The 19,118-nt window shown below is 39.7% G+C and carries 13 protein-coding genes; 7 read left to right on the top strand and 6 right to left on the bottom strand.

All coding sequences use genetic code 11. The annotated features are described in order from the left end of the window. Positions 1-332: 332 nt before the first annotated feature. Positions 333-1,793 (bottom strand): family 43 glycosylhydrolase, encoded by a 1,461-nt coding sequence (locus tag PSR9079_RS13015; protein ID WP_149981978.1) that lies wholly within the window; start codon positions 1,791-1,793, stop codon positions 333-335. 722 nt (positions 1,794-2,515) lie between these two features. Here PSR9079_RS13015 and PSR9079_RS13020 point away from each other — a divergent pair. From PSR9079_RS13020 to PSR9079_RS13035, 4 genes are all read left to right on the top strand, one after another. Further along, entirely contained in the window at positions 2,516-3,517 is a 1,002-nt protein-coding gene (locus tag PSR9079_RS13020) for a nuclease-related domain-containing protein (protein WP_149981979.1), read from the top strand. Positions 3,518-3,913: 396 nt separating this feature from the next. Then, positions 3,914-4,933, top strand: a complete 1,020-nt coding sequence (locus PSR9079_RS13025; protein WP_149981980.1) for a hypothetical protein — start codon at positions 3,914-3,916, stop codon at positions 4,931-4,933. Further along, positions 4,933-5,283, top strand: coding sequence for a hypothetical protein (locus PSR9079_RS13030; RefSeq protein WP_064664731.1), 351 nt, complete (start codon positions 4,933-4,935; stop codon positions 5,281-5,283). The genes PSR9079_RS13025 and PSR9079_RS13030 overlap by 1 nt, the downstream gene beginning before the upstream one ends. Next, on the top strand, positions 5,284-5,631 hold the full coding sequence (locus PSR9079_RS13035; RefSeq protein WP_149981981.1) for a hypothetical protein: 348 nt from the start codon (positions 5,284-5,286) through the stop codon (positions 5,629-5,631). A 297-nt stretch (positions 5,632-5,928) separates the two neighbouring features. Here the strand turns inward: PSR9079_RS13035 and PSR9079_RS13040 are convergent, their stop codons facing one another. Then, a complete protein-coding gene (locus PSR9079_RS13040) occupies positions 5,929-7,395 on the bottom strand; it encodes an MvaI/BcnI family restriction endonuclease (RefSeq protein WP_149981982.1) in 1,467 nt (488 codons plus the stop codon). A 357-nt stretch (positions 7,396-7,752) separates the two neighbouring features. Here PSR9079_RS13040 and PSR9079_RS13045 point away from each other — a divergent pair, with 357 nt between their 5' ends. Beyond that, positions 7,753-9,330: a DNA cytosine methyltransferase gene (locus tag PSR9079_RS13045; RefSeq protein ID WP_149981983.1), complete on the top strand. Its 1,578-nt coding sequence runs from the start codon at positions 7,753-7,755 to the stop codon at positions 9,328-9,330. 11 nt (positions 9,331-9,341) lie between these two features. On the opposite strand, the gene PSR9079_RS13050 is transcribed toward PSR9079_RS13045, so the two are convergent. The 4 genes from PSR9079_RS13050 to PSR9079_RS13065 all read right to left on the bottom strand — a co-directional run bounded on the left by PSR9079_RS13050 (position 9,342) and on the right by PSR9079_RS13065 (position 16,084). Continuing rightward, positions 9,342-9,746, bottom strand: a complete 405-nt coding sequence (locus PSR9079_RS13050; RefSeq protein WP_149981984.1) for a type II restriction endonuclease — start codon at positions 9,744-9,746, stop codon at positions 9,342-9,344. A 398-nt stretch (positions 9,747-10,144) separates the two neighbouring features. Continuing rightward, on the bottom strand, positions 10,145-11,989 hold the full coding sequence (locus tag PSR9079_RS13055; RefSeq protein ID WP_149981985.1) for a hypothetical protein: 1,845 nt from the start codon (positions 11,987-11,989) through the stop codon (positions 10,145-10,147). A gap of 542 nt (positions 11,990-12,531) precedes the next feature. Then, positions 12,532-15,486: a DEAD/DEAH box helicase family protein gene (locus PSR9079_RS13060; protein ID WP_149981986.1), complete on the bottom strand. Its 2,955-nt coding sequence runs from the start codon at positions 15,484-15,486 to the stop codon at positions 12,532-12,534. Further along, positions 15,479-16,084: a class I SAM-dependent methyltransferase gene (locus PSR9079_RS13065; RefSeq protein WP_149981987.1), complete on the bottom strand. Its 606-nt coding sequence runs from the start codon at positions 16,082-16,084 to the stop codon at positions 15,479-15,481. The genes PSR9079_RS13060 and PSR9079_RS13065 overlap by 8 nt, the downstream gene beginning before the upstream one ends. A 789-nt stretch (positions 16,085-16,873) precedes the next feature. Here PSR9079_RS13065 and abiEi point away from each other — a divergent pair. Beyond that, positions 16,874-17,398 carry a type IV toxin-antitoxin system AbiEi family antitoxin gene (gene abiEi, locus PSR9079_RS13070; protein ID WP_149981988.1) on the top strand — a complete coding sequence of 175 codons (525 nt, stop codon included), beginning with the start codon at positions 16,874-16,876 and terminating at the stop codon, positions 17,396-17,398. Continuing rightward, the gene (locus PSR9079_RS13075; RefSeq protein WP_149981989.1) at positions 17,399-18,289 is read left to right on the top strand and encodes a nucleotidyl transferase AbiEii/AbiGii toxin family protein; all 891 of its coding nucleotides are present in this window, start codon (positions 17,399-17,401) and stop codon (positions 18,287-18,289) included. The last annotated feature ends 829 nt before the right edge of the window (positions 18,290-19,118 follow it).

Consider the following 19,118-nt stretch of genomic DNA (forward strand, 5'->3'; position numbering starts at 1 on the left):
AAGACCAGTATATGACAACTATTCGCCTCACACAATGAGGCGAATAGCCAGCTTAATTGCCTCATTGTGTGAGTTAGCGAGATTGTGTAAACATCCTAGCACCTAGTCAATTCCCTACAACCTAGGCCCTTTCCCTTTAACCTAGAGCACCTAGCCGCTAAAACCTAATATCTTTTACAGTCCTAGCACCTATATCTTGTGGGCTGTGATTATTTTAAAACCAGTTTGCACACCAGCAGTACCTAAAATTAACAATCACACTGTCAAAATTAGTAAGTGGTTAGTTTTAAATATAAAAACGGCAATATTAATCACCGTTTTTATTTTTCAATTTAATCTAGATAGTTAATATTCCATTGCTGACCTTCACCATCCCAGTATTCCCACTGCACTATATTTGCGCCATCTTCGGTGCTCATATCAAATACATCAAGGGCCAAGCCGCTCCATGCGCTTCTTAATGCATAATGGCCATTACCAGTATATTGCATTAACCAACGTTGACCTTCGCCACCCCAAAGCTCCCACTGCACAATATTACCCTCATTGTCTTGGCTCCAGTCGTATACATCAATTGACTTGCCGCTAGCTACATTGGTAATACTGTAATAACCGCCACCTACATGAACAATATCCCATTGCTGATTAGTACCGCCCCAATATCCCCATTGCACAATATTATCGCCATCATTTAGCCCAGCATTACTCACCTCTAACGCTTTACCACTGAGTACAGAGGTAATACTTACACGGCCATCGCGCAGACGCGTATCGTTGCCTAAATTAAGGTTGCGAGAAAAGTATGGCCAGCCATCATTGCCAAATTGAATTTTCAGTACATCTAAACGCGCAGGCCAACCCGTAGGAGAATTGCCATCATAATAATGGATTGTCGCTAAATCTTGTTCGCCGTGGCGCAGGTAACCAAAATGGCCTGGGCCGATGTAGATACCTTCTGTTGATAATACGGTACTGCCGCCGTAGTTCCACATATCAACATTGTTCTTATCAAGGAAAGGTCCTGTAGGTGAAGTCGAACGGCCCATAACAATATAATAATCACTCTCTTTACCTTTACAGCAATCTGCTAGGTTAGCAAAAAGATAATAATAACCATTAATGTACTGTACTTGTGCAGCTTCAAACTCATTCCAATCGCCACCACTGCCTACAGCTGGGTAACGTGTATTATTCATAAGCTTACCGTTATCAGGGTTAAGCTGCCTGATAAAAATACCCGCATAGTGAGATCCATAAATCATCCATACTTTGCCCGCAGTGTCGCGATACACACCTGCATCAATCGCATTTACCGCAAACCCAGCAGACGAAACAGGGTCGTCATTAGTCGACACTAACATACCTAAATCTTGCCAATTAGGATTATTAAGTGAATCGGTGACCATAACACCAATAGCTGAGTGCATACCTTGGCTTGCTGAAAAAGCAGAGTAATACAGATAGTATTTACCCTTCATCTCAATTATGTCAGGAGCCCAAAAATTACCATCAAAACCAGGGACTTTACTGTTGATCCAACTTGGGTATGTATTAGGCGCGATAGGTGACGGACCACGCTGCCAGTTAACCATATCGGTAGAATAAAGTGCATTTATGGGTAATCCGCTCGATCCAGTGCCTGTACCAAAAGTCCAGTAAACACCGTCTTCGCGCATTATTGTAGAAGGGTCATGAATATCAGTGGTGCCCTGTAGATTAACAGCAGCACTCGTTACAGTACTTACTAACATAAAGAGCAAGCATGCTAGTAGTGGTTTAAATCTTATAAACATTTAATGAGTCCTTATAAATAGGTTAAACCTTATTGTGTGTAGTTTAATGTTGTAAGCACGAACAAGCCTGTACGTGCCAAGCCTTACTATAGTCAAAACACAGCAAAATGTTAATTTTATATTATAAAACTATTAAATTACCAACAAGACAGAATATAACCGAGTTCGCGACCAAGATTTTATCCATGCACGGCTATTACTATCAGTTGAGTTTTTGGAAAGTGACGGAGGAATTGCCATAACAACAGCATTTAAATTTGTTGCAAGCGCAAACAGAAGTAAATAAGAAAACAAAAGGCTACCGGAAAACCCTAGCAGCTAGTCACTTCCCTAAAACCTAGCGCCTTTTACCACCGTAGGCGTTAGCTTGCTGACGCGAAAAGCGAAGCTTTTAAAATGTAGGTCGTGCCGTAGGCGGGAGTTTATCTTGCGCTTAAATTGTAGGTCGTGCTTTAGCGCGTCAAAGCAATAAATTTCAACCAACGTAAAAATTTATCCCATAGACACGCAGCTTGCTGGCGTTAAAAGCGCAGCCTCATTGTGTGAGTTAGCAAGCTTGTGCAAACATCCTAGCAGCTAGTCACTTCCCTAAAACCTAGAACCTTTCCCTTGTAGGAAACGGCTTCAGCCGTGATTGTTTTTAAATCAAATTAATCAGAGCAGTATTTTTATTAGGTACTTCAATGTTATTCTATGCAAATACATGATTGAAAGGATGCCTCATGATTTTAAAAGATAAAACGCTCGTCACAACCAACTCAGCAAAATTAAAAGCAGGCCAAAAGCAAGAGCTAGACGTGGCCTTTTACTTACGCCGCGCATTTAAAGACCACCCTCAAGTATTTGTGTTTAATGATGTAAAGTTTAAACACAACGGCGAAACCGCACAGATAGATCACCTTATTGTTTACACCTACGGGTTTATTCTTATTGAATCAAAGAGTATTACCGGTGAAGTCGCTATAAACCAACATCAAGAGTGGAGCCGCAGTTACCGTGGGCAATGGCAAGGCATGCCATCACCAATCAAACAAGTTGAGCTACAATTGGCATTACTAAAAAGTTTAGTAAGAGACAATGCTCCTCAACTCCTGCCAAAGATGTTTGGTAAAATACAACAAAACTTTGGTGGCCGTGAATGGCATAGCATCTGTGCAATATCGAGTAATGCCATAATTAATCGAGATAACACGCCAAAAACGCTTGAAGAGCGTCTCGTTAAGTCTGAGTTTATAGCTGATAAGCTTTTAGACATAATGAAGTTACCTGCTTCAACACCAAACGCCCTGCACTTTTTCTCAACTAATGTTCGCCCATGGTTTAGTGAAGAAAGCCTAGTTAGGATCTGTGAGTTTCTTTTAGAGCAAAATTTTGCTCCTTCTACACAGTTAAAACCTGACGCAATAGCAACAAGCCTCAACGAACCAAGCCCGATTTATCAGGATGAATCAGCAGCTATTGCACCAATAACTCAAGAGCAACCAAATATTGCCAATGAAATAAATTTACAGTGTAAGCAGTGCAACAATCAAACCACGCTAAAAGCTCGCTCAGGTCGCTACGGCTATTTTGTTACATGTGCTGAGTGCGATACCAATACACCAATGAAAACGCCTTGCCCGCAATGTACCAGCGCCAATACCAAGGTGAGCAAACGCAAAGAGCTCTACTCATTAGTATGCGGTGATTGTGAAAATACAGCGCTTTTCAAGTTTGATGGTTAATGTCGCGTTGGCGACGGCAACCTAAAAGCGATTTGTCTTTAAATAAACTCTGCTGCAAGTAATTCATCCATTAAGCGGATTACTGTCGGCATCCATGCCCTTCACTTCCTCAAGCTAAAAGTTGATATGGACGTAAACGCCGAGTATGCGCCCAACTTGCATATCTCTGTACGCTCCCAGTTGGGGTATCCTTCTCTCTAGCTTAAAACTACGCTCTTCACCCATAGCGAAGTCACGGCTTTAAGACTCCTCAATTGGGGCTCTTTTCAGGGAAAACAGCAAAAAAAATCGATACAAAATAGTCTCCAACGCTCGCTTTAGTGAGTTCATCAATTTGACTATTATTACTATGCGATTTATCATCATGCAGTACCCATTAAAGTAAAAGGAATTACCATGGCGATAGATATAGTTATTTGTTTTGATCCAGTGACAAAAAAAGCAGTTCAATGCAAAACTGACGAAAAAGATACTTTCTCAAAAGACAATAGCCATATAAAGAATGAAATAATAACTTCTGGAACACCCTATATTTGGCGCAAGGAATACTCAAATTCCTTGGATGCCCCCTCAATTGAACAAAAAAATATAGTCAATCAATTTGCGCTTTTATCTGCACAATCAAGAAGAAATATCGCTGGAATGCTGCGTGATTTTGGCAGCGAAACACTGCTTGCTATTTCTGACTTTCAAGCTCAAGTTATACCCTTTTTAGCAAACAACACACATGGCCTTGTCGGCTCTGGTGCTACATCAGTTCAAGCCCGCAGCTCAAAGTTTGTCGCTTTAGCGTCTAAATATGAAGTAGCTTTAAAAGACATACGAGCTGCACATAAGTCAGGCACACCCAAATACCACATGGTCGCTTTAGAGCAAAAAGCGCTCGCTATATTTAAGGAGCTGCAAGTTAAATATCAAGCTGAGTTACAACGTTTTATGAATACTAACCGTGCCAGTCGAAGAGGCACAGTTTGGTCTAACCCTAATCGTGGTGTTCACATAGCAAAAAGTGCCAGGCACTCCACTAAATTAGATATAAGCAGCACCGCAGAATTTAAAAAAATTAAATACATTGAAAACACAGGCCGTTGGCTTGGTAATGGCATGATCTTACTCGATGGTGTTTTTAGAGCTAATTCAGTTTACAACGATTATAGAAATGGTGACGACTGGCAAAGAAGTTTATCTACTGAGCTAGCAAGTTTTGGGGCTTCAACTTTAGCTGGGATTTATACTGCAACAGCTGCAACAACTGCTTTGTCAACATTTCTTATGCTAACCCCTTATGGTTGGATAGTGGCTGTGGGGGTTGGCCTGCTTCTTGGTTTTGGAGCAAGCTTATATGTTAATGAAAAAGCAAAAAAGATTACTGAGAATTTATATGATAGACAACCTTTAACAAAAGAAGTTTTCTAATGCCCATACTAGAAATACTATTATACAGCACCATTTTTTTCTTTTTTTATCTAATGATAATGGCTGTGTTATTTCCACGTATTTCAATTAAATACATTGATAGTAAAATGATACAAGATGGAATTGACTCTCCAAGTTGGGACAGAGGTATAGGCGCAAGTGCGCCATTTTACGCTATGGCTATTTTTTTTAAAAAAGCACGAATACCAACACCACTATTTAATGGCAGTCATGTTGCAAAGTATGCAAGACCAATAGACAAGTTTTTAGCCTGTTTACATCTTATTTCTACCACTGGGTTTTTGTTAAGTATTTTTTCTATGATGATTCTAGAATTTTTTATTTTATAGATGGAGTTAGCACCTTTTTTAATTTACTTATTCTATATTTTTCTCATTAGTACTTTTGCTTCATCGATATTATTTTCAAGAATTTCGATTAAGTATATTAATAAAAATATGGAGAAAGATGGCGTGGACCCACCTAGTTGGGATAGAGGTATCGGTGCTAGTGCCTCATTCTATATTTTCGCCATGTTTTTTGAACGCTCCCGCATACCCACTCCGATGTTTGATGGGCGTTTTGTAGCCAAACATGCAAGACCTGTTGATAAAATAATTGGTGCAATTCACTCTATTTCAGTGGCAGGCACAGTAGTGTGTCTTTGTATAATTACCTATCTGCAAAATAGCTTGTAGATGGGAGTTTACCTCGCGCTTTGGTTTTTAATTGCAAACTTTTAGTTATGTCGCGTTGGCGACGGCAACCAAGGGGCGCATAGCGCCGTACGCCCCTTGGAACCCCACGGCGCCCCGAGGATCACACTATTTCCTCAATTTAAATTAATGATATGAACGTAAATGCTGTGTATTTGCCGTCCATGGCGAAGTCACAGCTTAACGCGCATCCATGCGCTGTTATTACTCATCATTAATTTAATTTCGGGTGTGATCACGGGGAACTGTCTTAGCAGCGGCATGTTAATCTACCCCCTACTAAACATTATGAATTTCATTCTTCAAATTTATCTCAATCGGCTCAGGGAAAAGTAGCTCTAAGTTTCTTTTATCTATTTTAAATAGCGGCCCTTTTTCTGTAACACGACCAGTTTTACCAGAACGTTTTATCAAATGATCCATTGTAATAACACCTGAGCTGATCAATGGTATGAGCTGACTCAAAACAGGTGCTTTAGTATGAACTATTTTTTCTAGTTGAAAAAATTCCTCGCCACCTTCTTTGAAGCTTTTAGCTTGCACCCAAAAAGTCTCTGAGTGCTTTTCAATTAGCCTTTTTTTCAATAACTTAGCAGGCCAAACAGCGACTAACTCTTCATTTCGATACCATTCTTCAAGCTGATCCTTTTGCTTGTTGAATATAAAATGCAGTCCTTGAGTATTTTGGCGTTGAGTGCTGACTGTGCAGTACAATTTAAAATCATCTTCTCTTTCATAGCCGTATCTATCTAAAATTTTTGCACTAGAGCCTTTAGTAAAATCAACTCCCTTGCAACCACAAGGGCTTAAATTCCAATCAGAAACTTGGGCAAACAAGGTTGTCCGGTTTTTACTTCCTCTACCAGACTTTATTTCTATACCATGATAATCCGGATCTTTTGATGAATTTGCATCAATGCCAAGTAAAGTCTCTAATGTATAACCTATTGCTGTATCACCACTTCGCTGTGCTTTGAATGGCTTTATAGCTAATTCTTTTATCTTATTAAGTAGCTCTGCTGAATAAGAGAACTCTTTGTTTATGTAGTTTGTTATTAATTTATAAATTTGGCTATAGGGGTTCTGTAGTTCAACCTCTAAATCAATTCGACTCAGGTTAATTAGGTGTGGTGAGCCTTGGTATATAATAATGGCAACTTGATCACCTGCAGTGGCAAACTTTGGTAATTGCCTATACCACATCCTTGGATCACCCTGCTTAGTTTTAGGGCGGTAAAAACTTCCAACAATTTCTTTTATTTCATTCTGATTAACTAAGTAGCTAACTTCTTTTCTTATAACACCTTGCTCTTGTTGGAAGTAATAATGAAATTCCTCTAACTCGAAATGATCTCTTACTGATTGAGTTGCATCCAGAATAGATTTATTCAAACCTGTTTGCGTAGGCTCAAAAAGAGAAAACTCTACACCTAACTTGGTCAAAGCAACGGTATTACTTCTCAACAATAATTTTTGGTCTAGTTGTAAGTCACTGGCCCTTTCTTGCTCATAAACTTCATAATCCTTATCTGACATTTCAACTTCATTGTATTCAACAAAATTTGTTGAAATACTTGGTATGGGAATACCTTCTATCTCTTGCTTTTTTAACTCTTTTGAAACTTCAGGCCAAGTAGGATAACCATATTTGCGAGCAACAATATTTAGTGCTTGGGCTTGATTTAAACTGTCATTGTTTTTCTTTAAAAGTTTTGCTTCTTGTTTTAGTCGTTTTTCATTTATCATTTTCGATGGTCCAAATATTTTGGAATTCATCGCAGCTAAAATAAATTTAGGTTAAATGGGTGATGCTAAACGCTTTTCCTATAATCAGGATGGCACTTCCCGTGCCGTAAATATATGTAGTTAAAGTTATTCATTGATTTCAGTCCGAACACTGTAAATCTAGCTGCGAATTCACAACTTTATCTACAGAGAGGACACAAAGGGTCTTTACAGGAAGGAAGGCTACTCTCATAAGCCTTAAATTAACTTATTCTTTTCATACTCTTAAGTCAACATATAAAATAATAAATTCTTACCTGGACTTTTAAGAGCAATTACCGTAAAATTCGATGGTTTTCATTAATTACTTGGTGTGTTTTGAATCATATTGAATTGTTTGCAGGCTGTGGCGGCTTAACATTAGGGCTAGAAAGTGTCGGTTTCAATACCGTACTTGCTAATGAACTATCACCTATGGCAGCAGAAACTTTTGCTTATAATTTTTTTAAAGAAGATTTAGCACAATTAGCTGAAGATAACTTAATGCCACAAAATACACTGTGGTTAAACAGTAATCATAAAGATTTAAAACCTAGATTAAGAGAGAACCCTTTTAACTTTCCTGAGTTCGACAATAAAGATGGGTTCTCTGATTTACCTAATGACTTAAAAAACATTCAAAATAAACTTATAGTTGGCAGTATTGTTGAACTTAATAAACTGTTAAAAGCAAATTCAGAGCTATGCGATGAACTACATAATTCATTCGGTGAAGGTGAGTTAGATCTAGTTTCAGGCGGGCCACCATGCCAAAGTTTCAGTATGGCGGGTATGCGTAAAAAAGATTGCGATAAAAATACTTTACCATGGGAATTTGCAACTTTCGTGTCTCAAGTTCGCCCTAAAATTGCAATGCTCGAAAACGTAACAGGTATCTTACGCGCTTTTAAGGACGAAGAAGGAAACCAATTCCATGCGTGGCATGAAGTTGCAAAAGTATTTGCAACTAAAGGGTACATTCCACTTTGTCTTCATATTAACGCAAGGTTCTCTGGAATAGCTCAAAACAGACCTCGCTTCATCATGATTGCAATACGTGGAGACTATTTTGAAAAGCTTAAGAGTTTAAATGAAACTGAAATAGAATTGTTCAAGCAATCTGTTAGCTTTTATAAAAAGGCTAAAAAGAACATTAGTAGCGTAAAATTTGGTGATTTGCCCTATTTTGACATAACAAAAATAGAGCACTTTAAGCTATTTAAAGATAGCTTTCTTAGCTGCTTAATCGCAGATAATACCGCAACAGTGAAAGATGCACTTGATGATTTAAAGCTAACAAGTCCATCAAAAACATCTACGTATATTAATGAATTAAATACCCACTTTTCAGGTGTCTTAGGTAATGTCACCGAGCTAAAAAATCATGAACTAAGAGCCAACAGTGATATTGTAAAAAGACGTTTTAGAATTTACCAAATATTACAAGATATTGATAAAAAACAAGTAACAAAAGACGTATTTAATATTCTTAAAAATGGTGTAGCAACCTTAAGTAATGAGAGCACAGCTTTATTACTCAATAAAGAGTTTTTAAATCAGCAAAATAAATTGGTTAAATTTAAAAATAAGTCTGCTCTAATCCAGTACCTATTAGAGCACCCAACTAAAAAGCAAACTCAAAAAGCTTTAATTGCAGATTCTCCTGCACCTGCAGCCCTATCAATCCCAGACGACGCCTGCCATTACGACAAGAGCGAACTTCGTGTACTGACCGTAAGGGAAATGGCTCGAATACAATCATTTCCTGACCAATTTGAATTCCGCTCAAAAGTCACAACAGGAGGCCAGATGCGAAAATTCGAAGTTCCGCAGTACACACAAGTTGGTAACGCTGTGCCTCCGCTGTTAGGCAAAAAATTAGGTGCTTGCTTAATAAAGTTAATTGAACGTTTATAGTGCAATGAAGCCTATGCTGCACCTTGAGAGATTTGCCATTGTGTAGGCTTATGTGTACCTCTATAGCTTTGGATAAGTTCACAGTGAATATTACTGTTCATATCATATCCAATTGCTATTACATCACCTTCTTGCGCAATCTCCATAACAGGTGAGCTTTGAAAGTATAATCTAAATTCAGCAGATCTATTTGGATTTCCTTCTCGTGAATCATACCATGTCAAATCCACAATATAAGTACGACTATCGCCCCGAATAGAAAAACTCGCCTTTTTAGTTACTCGTTTAAGGCCAAATATATCCTTTAGCGGAGCTACTCCCTGAAATTCGTGCTGGTTCGAACGTGTTATATCAGCTTCCACCGCTGTTAATGTTTTTATACAGGATTTACTATATATAATCGGCTTTATCGCCATTTTTATTCCTTAATAATTATTGTTATAAGCTACTTGTAATAACTCGGTTCAAAGTCACTCGTAAAAAATAAGAATATAAGCTAAAAGTTCTTGCCAATGTTCATAACTCCAACTCCCCGTGATCACACCCGAAAGGTATAAATTGATGAGTAATCACTTGCATGGATGCAAGTTAAGCCGTGACTTCGCCATGGATGGCGAATACACGGCGCTTACGTTCACATCAATTTTTAACTTGAGGACACAGTGTGATCCTCGGGGCGCCGTGGGGTTCCAAGGGGCGGACGGCGCTTTATCTTGGTAAAGAGCGCCCATTGGTTGCCGCCAGCAATCTGGCATGAACCTCGAATAGAGGGTTGAAAGTCTATTAGAAGCACAACTGAAACTCCTACAACCCTTTAAATATTCTTAGCTATTAACTCAGCTTTCAACAAGCCACCTTTAGTCAGTAGCTTAGGCGCAAAACTTGGGTTACGTTTAGACTTATAGGCATCAAGTATTAACTTGAGGCCATGTGCTTCTAACAATGAGATATTAACTTCGGTATCCATTTCAGCAGACTCTATAAAATCATCTGAGAAGCTGGGGGCAATTATCAATACTTGTGCTACGCGTTTACCCTGATTTTCTGCGCGGGTTACATATGCTTTTACTTGGCGAGACGTTGTAGAGTATTTTGCAAAATCACCATTTTTACAGGTTTTTGCTTCACCAATAATTATGTCGTTATCGCTGAGTGAAATTACGATATCCGCTTTATCTTTAGTGGTGTTTAAGTCTTTTCGGAGATCTTCATCAATATTAAGTTCTAATATTTCAAAAATAGCTTTTGTGACTTCTTCAAACTTAACGCCAATGTCAGCTTCAATTACATCAGCGCCAGCTTCTCTTAGCGCGTTAATATCACGACGTGCTAGTGCGTCGTAATTTTCAATCAACTTATCTGTCGCATTAGCAAAGCTCTCTAAGATAGCAAAGCGCGGGTTACCACGTTTAGATAAGCCCATGCTGTCACGAACTTCTTTTACTTCGTCATTTGAGAGTAAATATAAAATATCATGTGGTGTAATACTCAAAGCTCGAAGCTTTTCAGTGTCAATCACTTCGTTCGCTTCGAGTTCAAACGCTTCTTTTAGCACAGCTTGCATTGTTGGGAAGTGTTCTTCTAATGTTTTTAGAAGCTGTTTAAAACCGCTTGCACTTAGAGAATCAAACTCTTTTTCTGTTGCACCTGATAGCGATGACAATATTAAACCAATACGCTCATCTAAAGTTGTGCCTAGTTTTTCGGTATCAATTTCTAAATCTTGGATCAGTTGTTTTAATCGTTCTTTACGCTGGTTTTGATTATCTTCAACGTTATGAATATCATCAGACAATAGTTTTGCAGCGCTAATACCTGAATGAATAATTGTTTGAATTTTATCAGTTCGGCTTACGCCTCGAATCTTACGGCCATGAGCTTTAAGTGCATTGGAAAGCTCTGCATCAGTACAGGTTCTTAATATCCTTAGAACATATTTATCGGCAAGGTCTTTTCCTTGAATTTCATTCAGTAAGGTAACTATTTCATCAGGAATAAATACCTCTTGGCGCTTTTTACTGATAAATACTAATCCTATATCCCTTAGGCTATTTAAAGCATCTAGCACACCATTCTTAGGAATAACATCAACCAAATGCTCAACAGCAGCACATTCATCTGTAGTGAGATTTAACTCATCTGCAAGCACATTAAGAATACTGCGTTCATCATCGGTAACTTTGGCATCACGGTTATTTTTTTCGTCATTAAAATATGCTTCTTTCATACAAGCGTGATAGATTTTTAGTGCTCGATTTCTTTCTAAAAAACTCTCACTATAGCCTTGATGAATACACTCTTTTAATTCTTTTGAAAGCGTAGATAGCTCAGCCCACTCTTTTTCATAGAGCGACTCAATCCAGCTTATTCTGGCAACTCCGTTGCCGTCACGACTTAAAATATTAACCAATAAGTTAAGCTGAGCAGTACTCATTAGAATCTGTTCTTTTACAGAAATTTTGAAGAACTCGCGGACGGTATTAAATAGCTGAGTTATTTCGCTGCCTGAAGCATTTTTGATTTGGCCGTCAATATTATCGATTGTTTTAGCAAGTGTTTTATTATTTTTAGCTGCATCAGAACAAAGGCGATCGAGGCATGAAATGAACTTAGACTTTTCGACTTGGTTAACAATAGATAAAACTTGGTTGAGTTTCATTTAGTAGAGTCCTTTCTTATTATGTGGTTACTAACGTAACAGTTTATTATTATTACAGCAACAAACGTTCACGTTACATTCAGTCTCGGCTTTACAATAAAAAAATAACCGTAATTCATAAACACCAATCTACCAACACACTCCAACTCCCCCGTGATCACACCCGAAACTGAGTTAATGATGAGTAATTTACAGCATGGATGCTGTAAAAAGCGTAGCTTGGCCATGGATGGCCTATCTACGCTGATTACGTTCACATCATTAACGCTAGTTGAAGATCAAGTGTGATCCTCGGGGCGCCGTGGGGTTCCAAGGGGCGGTCGGCGGCAGCCGCCCTTTGGTTGCCATCGCCAACGCGATAAAACCTCGAATAGAGGTTTTAATCCCTTTTCCCAAAACCATGTAAAAATCACGGCTCAAGCCAATTCCTACACTTTAAAAGCGCGAGGTAAACTCCCACCTACGGCACGACCTACAAATTTAAAAGCTGCGCTTTTCGCGCGAGCAAGCTCTGCGCCTACAAGTTAAAGCGCGACTACAAACTACTCTGCAACCACTTGTTTAAACCGTGCGAAGGTTCGCATACTTTCATCTGCAATCATTACTTCATAATCTGGGTTTTGAGCAATTAGCTCATATTGTCCATTAGATAGTTTATTAACTTTGCGCAGTAAATACTGCCCTTCCCCGCCTATATCATCTCGTTCTATCGCCACTATTTGACCACGTAGCGACCCCGCTTTATCGGGTGTGATAAGCTCAAGCAGCAATAAATCACCATCAAGTATTGGGTGTTTACCGCCATTCATTGAGTTACCCGATGCGTGTGCTAAAAAATGCACTTGTGGGTCGAGCTTCCCCGCGCCAAGTGGCGCATCCATTAATTCCATATCGCTTTCATCCCCTGTTTTAAAATGCCCGCAGGCAATTTTTATATTGGGGAAGTACGGCAGCTTTAATGCGTTATCTTGCTCTTTTGCTGTATCGGCAAGAGCTTTAAACTCTAGCTGAGTCACATTGTCAGCTTGTTGCTCGGTATTTTGTTTAGTTGTTGCTATGTTTACTTTTAGCCGTTGGCTGTATTTAGCTAAGCTGTATTCAACCAGCTCAAACACGGCGTTGTTTAGTAATTCGCATTTTTCTGCGGGTACGTCAAATGTGGCTTTTACTGTGTCGTTTTCTAGCGTAAACCACTGCGTGCCATCTTTATTTTTATTGGTGTAAGCTTTGATTGGGTTTTTACGCCAGTAGCTTTGCCATGTTTGTGAATCAGCGGCAGCTTGCTGCTCTTTGGCTGATAAATCGTGTTGTTTTAAATTTGGATGACGCGCTAATACTTTAGCACTCATGGCTGCAAGCTCTGCAACTGTTGGGGGAATAGCAAAACCATTTAATGCTACATATGCTTCAAGCAAAATAGCTTTAAAGCATTTGGTCATACTGGTTGTTTGTATGCCCTTATGTAAAAAGTCATAGAACGGCGCTAGTTGCTCAGCGCCTTGTTGTGCCTCATCATCAATGTTGTGTGTTTTAGCGATTAACTCAAACCAACTTGTGTAATTGCTGTTTACCTTTTTTATATCCCCATAGTGGTAGTAAAACTCACTTAAGGTAGGTAAATGCCCAAGTTGCTCAGCAAGTTGTGTTATATCTTCAAGGGCGGTGGTGCGCTGCGCCTTAGCAAGTTGTTGCCAAAAGTCGGTGACTTTTAAATCAATATTTATAAAGCAGCCGTTAGCAAGATTTGGCTTTTTAAGCTTTTTTACTACACCACTTGGCGTAGTTTCATGGAGTAGCGCATAAGGCTTATTTAAAAAGCTATGGTGGTTACCAATAAAGTCTAGCACCACTAAATGCGTTTTACCTTCTAGCGTTCGCAAGCCACGCCCTAATTGTTGTAAAAACAGTATTTTAGAATCACTTGGGCGCAGCATTAATATGGTGTCAATGCTGGGTAAGTCAGTGCCTTCGTTAAATAGATCAACGGTAAATAATACTTCAACTTGGCGCTGTTCTAATTGTTTAAGCGCCTCATTACGGCGTACTTTTGATTGGCTGTGTACTGATAGTGCTTTTACACCCGCTTTATTAAACGCATCAGCCATGTAATCGGCATGTTTGGTGGAAATACAAAAGCCTAGCGTACGCTGTTGTTTGTATTGCTGCCACTGTGCAAGCGCATGATCGGCACGTTTTTGTGTCGCAAATTTGTTTTCTAGTGCTGCGGGATCAAATCGACCATTACGCCATGGAATGGCCTGGTAGTTTACGTTTTCGTCCCAAATGCCGTAGTAATGAAACGGCACTAACGTTTTTTGATCTATCCCTTGCGTTAAGTTTCGCTCAAACACTAAATTGTTGTCGCACAATCCTAAAATATCGGCTTGGTCGGTTCGTTCTGGCGTGGCGGTTAAACCAAGTAAAAACTGTGGCTCAAAATAGTTTAATAGCTGACGATAAACACGGGCGCTGGCATGATGAAACTCATCAACAATGATGTAGTCAAACGCCGTTGGCGCAAATTGTTTTAAATGATTACTACGGCCAATGGTTTGAATAGAAGCAAATAAACAGTCAGCGTTTTTGTCGCGGTGTTTACCGTTATAAAATCCCGTTGAAAGCGGCAGTAGTTCAGCAAAAGTACGCTGTGCTTGTACAAGTATTTCTTCACGGTGCGCGACGAATAATACTCGTTTAGCTTTGAATTGTTTAACATCAAACGCGCTTAACCATGTTTTACCCATGCCTGTTGCTAACACTACTAAGCCACGTTTAAAGCCCTCAGCGCGAGTTTGCGCTAGAGCATTGAGCGCTTCAATTTGAGCTGGCCTTGGTGTTTTAGCTTCGCTTTGTTCAATAATTTGTTCCGCTGTATCGGCATGATTTACCGCTACAAACCGCTGTGTTTTGCGCCTAGCAATGTAGTTATTAATCCATTCATGGCTTAAATTGCTGACAAACTCGTGGTTGAAAATATGATTAAAAGCATTCCGAATACTTAAAAATTGCTGCGCTGCTTGGCTTGTTTTTGGCTGCATGTAATCATGTCTAAAATTCCACTCATGACCTTTAGTAAGTGCGCTGGCGCTAATGTTACTTGAGCCAATAAAGGCACAACCAGACGTAATTTCGCTGGTGTCGTTTGTTTTGACAAAAATATACGACTTCATGTGAAAGCTTTGGTTGCTCTGTGTTTGGTAAATACGCACATCGGCACCACGATCCACTAATACCATTAGCTCTCTGAGCGCATTAGGATGAGTAATATCAAGGTAATCGGAGGTTAACAGCTTTAGTGTTGCGCCACTTTGTAAAGCTTCATTGAGTGGGTCAAATAACAAAGCCAAGCCACTGGGTTGGATAAATGACACTGTGATTTCAATCTCTGTGGCATTATTTATTGCATGTACAAGATTAGGTAATAGCGGGTCATCGGCACCCGTAATAAGCTGCTGCTTATTACTTTGCAATTGGTGCTGTTCGTTAAAGCTATTCATTTATTAATTCGCTGCGCGTTAATAATGCGTTGAGCCACACTTCGCTTTCGCGCTCTGGTCGTTGGTCGACCGTTTGCCATTGTTTTAGTATTTTAAGCTCGGTGTGATGAGCAACTAGCGCGGTTAGGCCGTCTTCATTTAAATCGGTAAATTCGCGACCGTTATGTACGCGTTCTGTATCGCCATATTTAAACGACACATACAAAACCCCGTTTGGTTTTAGGGCATTTTGCAGTTTTAAAAACACCTGCGGAAGTTGGTTTTTTGGTACGTGTAATAAACTAGCGCAGCACCAAATACCATCGTATTGGTTGCTGCAATCAAGCTGCTGAAAGGTTTTAACTGCAACGGCTTGTTGTAAGTAACTACTGGCTAACTTTGCAAGCTCTTCGCTTGCGTCAAACGCGCTTACGGTAAAGCCTTGCAGTTTAAAATACGCAGCGTCGCGGGCAGAGCCGCAGCCTGCATCTAAAATATGGCCGTGTTTAGGGATAAGCGGTAAAAACTCAGCGTAAAGCGCCGACATATCAACATTAAGCGTTGAGTCGCTAAAGCTTTGTGCGTTTTGATTGTAGTAACTGAGTGTTTTATTAGACACTAAATCTACCGCTCCGTGGTTAATTAATAGTACTTAATGATTAGAGCGTTAAGCTTTCATTAAGTTTAACTCTAACCTAACATGAAAATGTATTAAAAACATAGAGTTTTCCGATGAGCACCAAGTACATAGCTGCTAATTAGCAAAAATTAAGAATTTTGTATTGGTTATATTTATTGAGCGAAGGTGCTAGGTTCTAGGGAAGTGACTAGGTGCTAGGGTTTGCCCGCCGTCCGTTATCTTCTCTGTGTAGCGCAGCGCCTCGGTGTTCTCGGTGGTAAAATAGCTTTTAAAACAATCACAGATCGAAAAAGCTGCGAGGTTCTAGGGAGTAACAGGCACTAGGTTCTAGGAAAGTGACTAGACTCTAGGCTGTATTCGTTACTCGTCGCTCGAAGCCCGATATTCGCAGCTCGTTGCTCGCAACTCGTTACCTTCTCTGTGTAGCGCAGCGTCTCGGTGGTAAAATTAATTTTAAGTGATTTATTCACCACAGAGATTAAGAGGCCTGCGCTTTAGAGAAAAACATAAAGAGTCTAATGTAGGTCGTGCTTTAGCGCGTCAATTTTCAACATTAGACATTGTCGCCATAAATGACGACCTACAAGGAAGCGCTAAGATTAGCGCGCAGCTCGTTGCTCATTGCCCGAAGTCGGTTTATAGGGTGATATAAGTACGAGGGCTAGATGACAATACAAGTCAAACTAGAGTTAATCTAAACTCTAGTTTGCTTCAATTAAGCTTAAGGTCTACAATTAATAACATTATAAGTATGTAATTGTAGACCTAATGAATAAAGCAGAAAGATTATTAGCAATACTAGCTAGCTCTGTTAAAGCAGGTGGCGGTATTCATACCAGTGCAGAATTGGCTTTTATGATGGCTGAAAAACCCACTCCTGCATTCACTAAGTTTCTGACTGACAATGTTAATAAAGGGCTATTAAGAAGAGTCTGCAATGGTATTTTTGAAAGCACGCTCACACCACCTGACCCCACCACCGCTATTTATAAAATAGTTAAAAAACTACGTGGCGACGTTTTAAATTACATTAGCCTAGAAAGCCAGCTCAGTTACACTGGCGATATTTCGCAAATATTAATGGATAGGTTAACGGTAATAACGAAAGGCCGTAGTGGCACATTTTCAACTCCGTATGGGGTTATTGAGCTGACCCATACAAAAAAACCAATTGATAAATTTGCGAACAACCTATATTTCGATAAAAGCATCAAGATGTACCGAGCAAATACGCTGCAAGCGATTGCGGATCTAAAAGCCTGCAATCGCAACGTACACATGCTGGAGAACTAAATGTTAACAGAATATATACGCCAAATTATAGCTGCAAATCCAGAGTACGCTGGCGTCACGCCTGTGATTGAAAAAGAAATTCTTCATCACGACATTATGGCTGCAATGGTAAAACAAGGTGTTATGCCTTCGCTTACTTTTATTGGTGGCACCTCACTTCGTTTGTGCCATAACAGTTCTAGATTATCTGAGGATTTAGATTTTAATGGTGGGCATGACTTCAAGCCAAGTAGTTTCAGTGGCTTAGAAGTTGAAATCCAAAAATACATACAAAATAAATATGAGGTGCAGGTATGGGTAAATAAACCAGCTGAAGATAATCAAGCTAATACTTCATCTTGGAAAATAAGTATCGAAAAAGGAAGTAATCGTCCTGATCTTCCCCGCCAAAAAATGCATATAGATATTTGCGCTATCCCGTCATTTGATATCGAAAAAAGGCCATTAATAAATCACTATAATATTGTCGCGCCAACAGAAGGTTTGCTGATCCCTGTACAATCATTAACGGAAACGCTTGCAGACAAGTTTATTGCATTAGCCTACCGTGCTAGGCGCATTAAACCGCGCGATGTATGGGATATAGTATGGATAAAACAAAGAGGTGTTGCGGTATCTAAGCAACTGATCAATAAAAAGCTTGTGGCCAGGGGTAAAACCAACGAAGACTTTATTGAGGCACTGACTATTCAATTAGACAAGCTACAGCATGACGATGAAGTTCGTAAAGACTTCAATATTGAAATGAGCCGTTTCATTCCAAATCAAATCAAAGAAAGAACAATCGATAACCCTGATTATTGGCCATATGTACAATCAGAAATTAGTACTATGTCACTCTCAATCCTTAATAATGGTATTAAAAATAATAAGTTTGATATGGGGAGCTAACTTTAAGGCCTACAAAAAAGCACCTTAAAGGTAATATTTTGTAGACCAATATTCACTGTTCATGTGCAAACGATCTTTAAGTAATTTATTCACAAAGAGGCTGTGAGGTTATAGGGAAGTAGCTAGGTGCTAGGCTGTTTGCACAAGCTCGCTGCTCGTAACTCGAAGCCGTTATCTTCTCATTTACCCTCGTTCACTTCTCATTGTGCAAAAAGTTATTAACTGACTGATTCACCACAGAGGTTAAGAGACGCTGCGCTTTAGAGAAAGAATATAAAGACCGCGTCAGCAAGCTCAACGCCTACGGTAGTAAAAGGCGCTAGGTACTAGGATTAGCCCGCAGACCGTTGCTCGAAGCACTTTTTATCTTCTCCGTGCAGCGAAGCGCCTCAGTGCCCTCGGTGGTAAAAGTGGTTTTAAGATAATCACGGCTAAAGCCAGTTCCTACGACAGTAAAAGGAGCTAGGTGCTAGGGTGAGCTCGCAGACCGTCGCTCGAAGCCAGCAGCTTTTGCCTTCCCATTTCCCTCATTCATTCCTCCTTGTGCAAAAAGTTATTAACTGACTGATTCACCACAGAGGTTAAGAGACGCTGCGCTTTAGAGAGTGAATATAAAGACCGCGTCAGCAAGCTCAACGCCTACGGTAGTAAAAGGCGCTAGGGGCCAGGGTTAATTCGCAGCTCGAAGCACTTTTTATCTTCTCTGTGTAGCGAAGTGCCTCAGTGGCCCTCGGTGGTAAAAGTGGTTTTAAGATAATCACGGCTAAAGCCAGTTCCTACGACAATAAAAGGAGCTAGGTGCTAGGGTGAGCCCGCAGACCGTAGCTCG

It is taken from the genome of Pseudoalteromonas rhizosphaerae, assembly GCF_902498845.1.
GTDB classification, from domain to species: domain Bacteria; phylum Pseudomonadota; class Gammaproteobacteria; order Enterobacterales; family Alteromonadaceae; genus Pseudoalteromonas; species Pseudoalteromonas rhizosphaerae.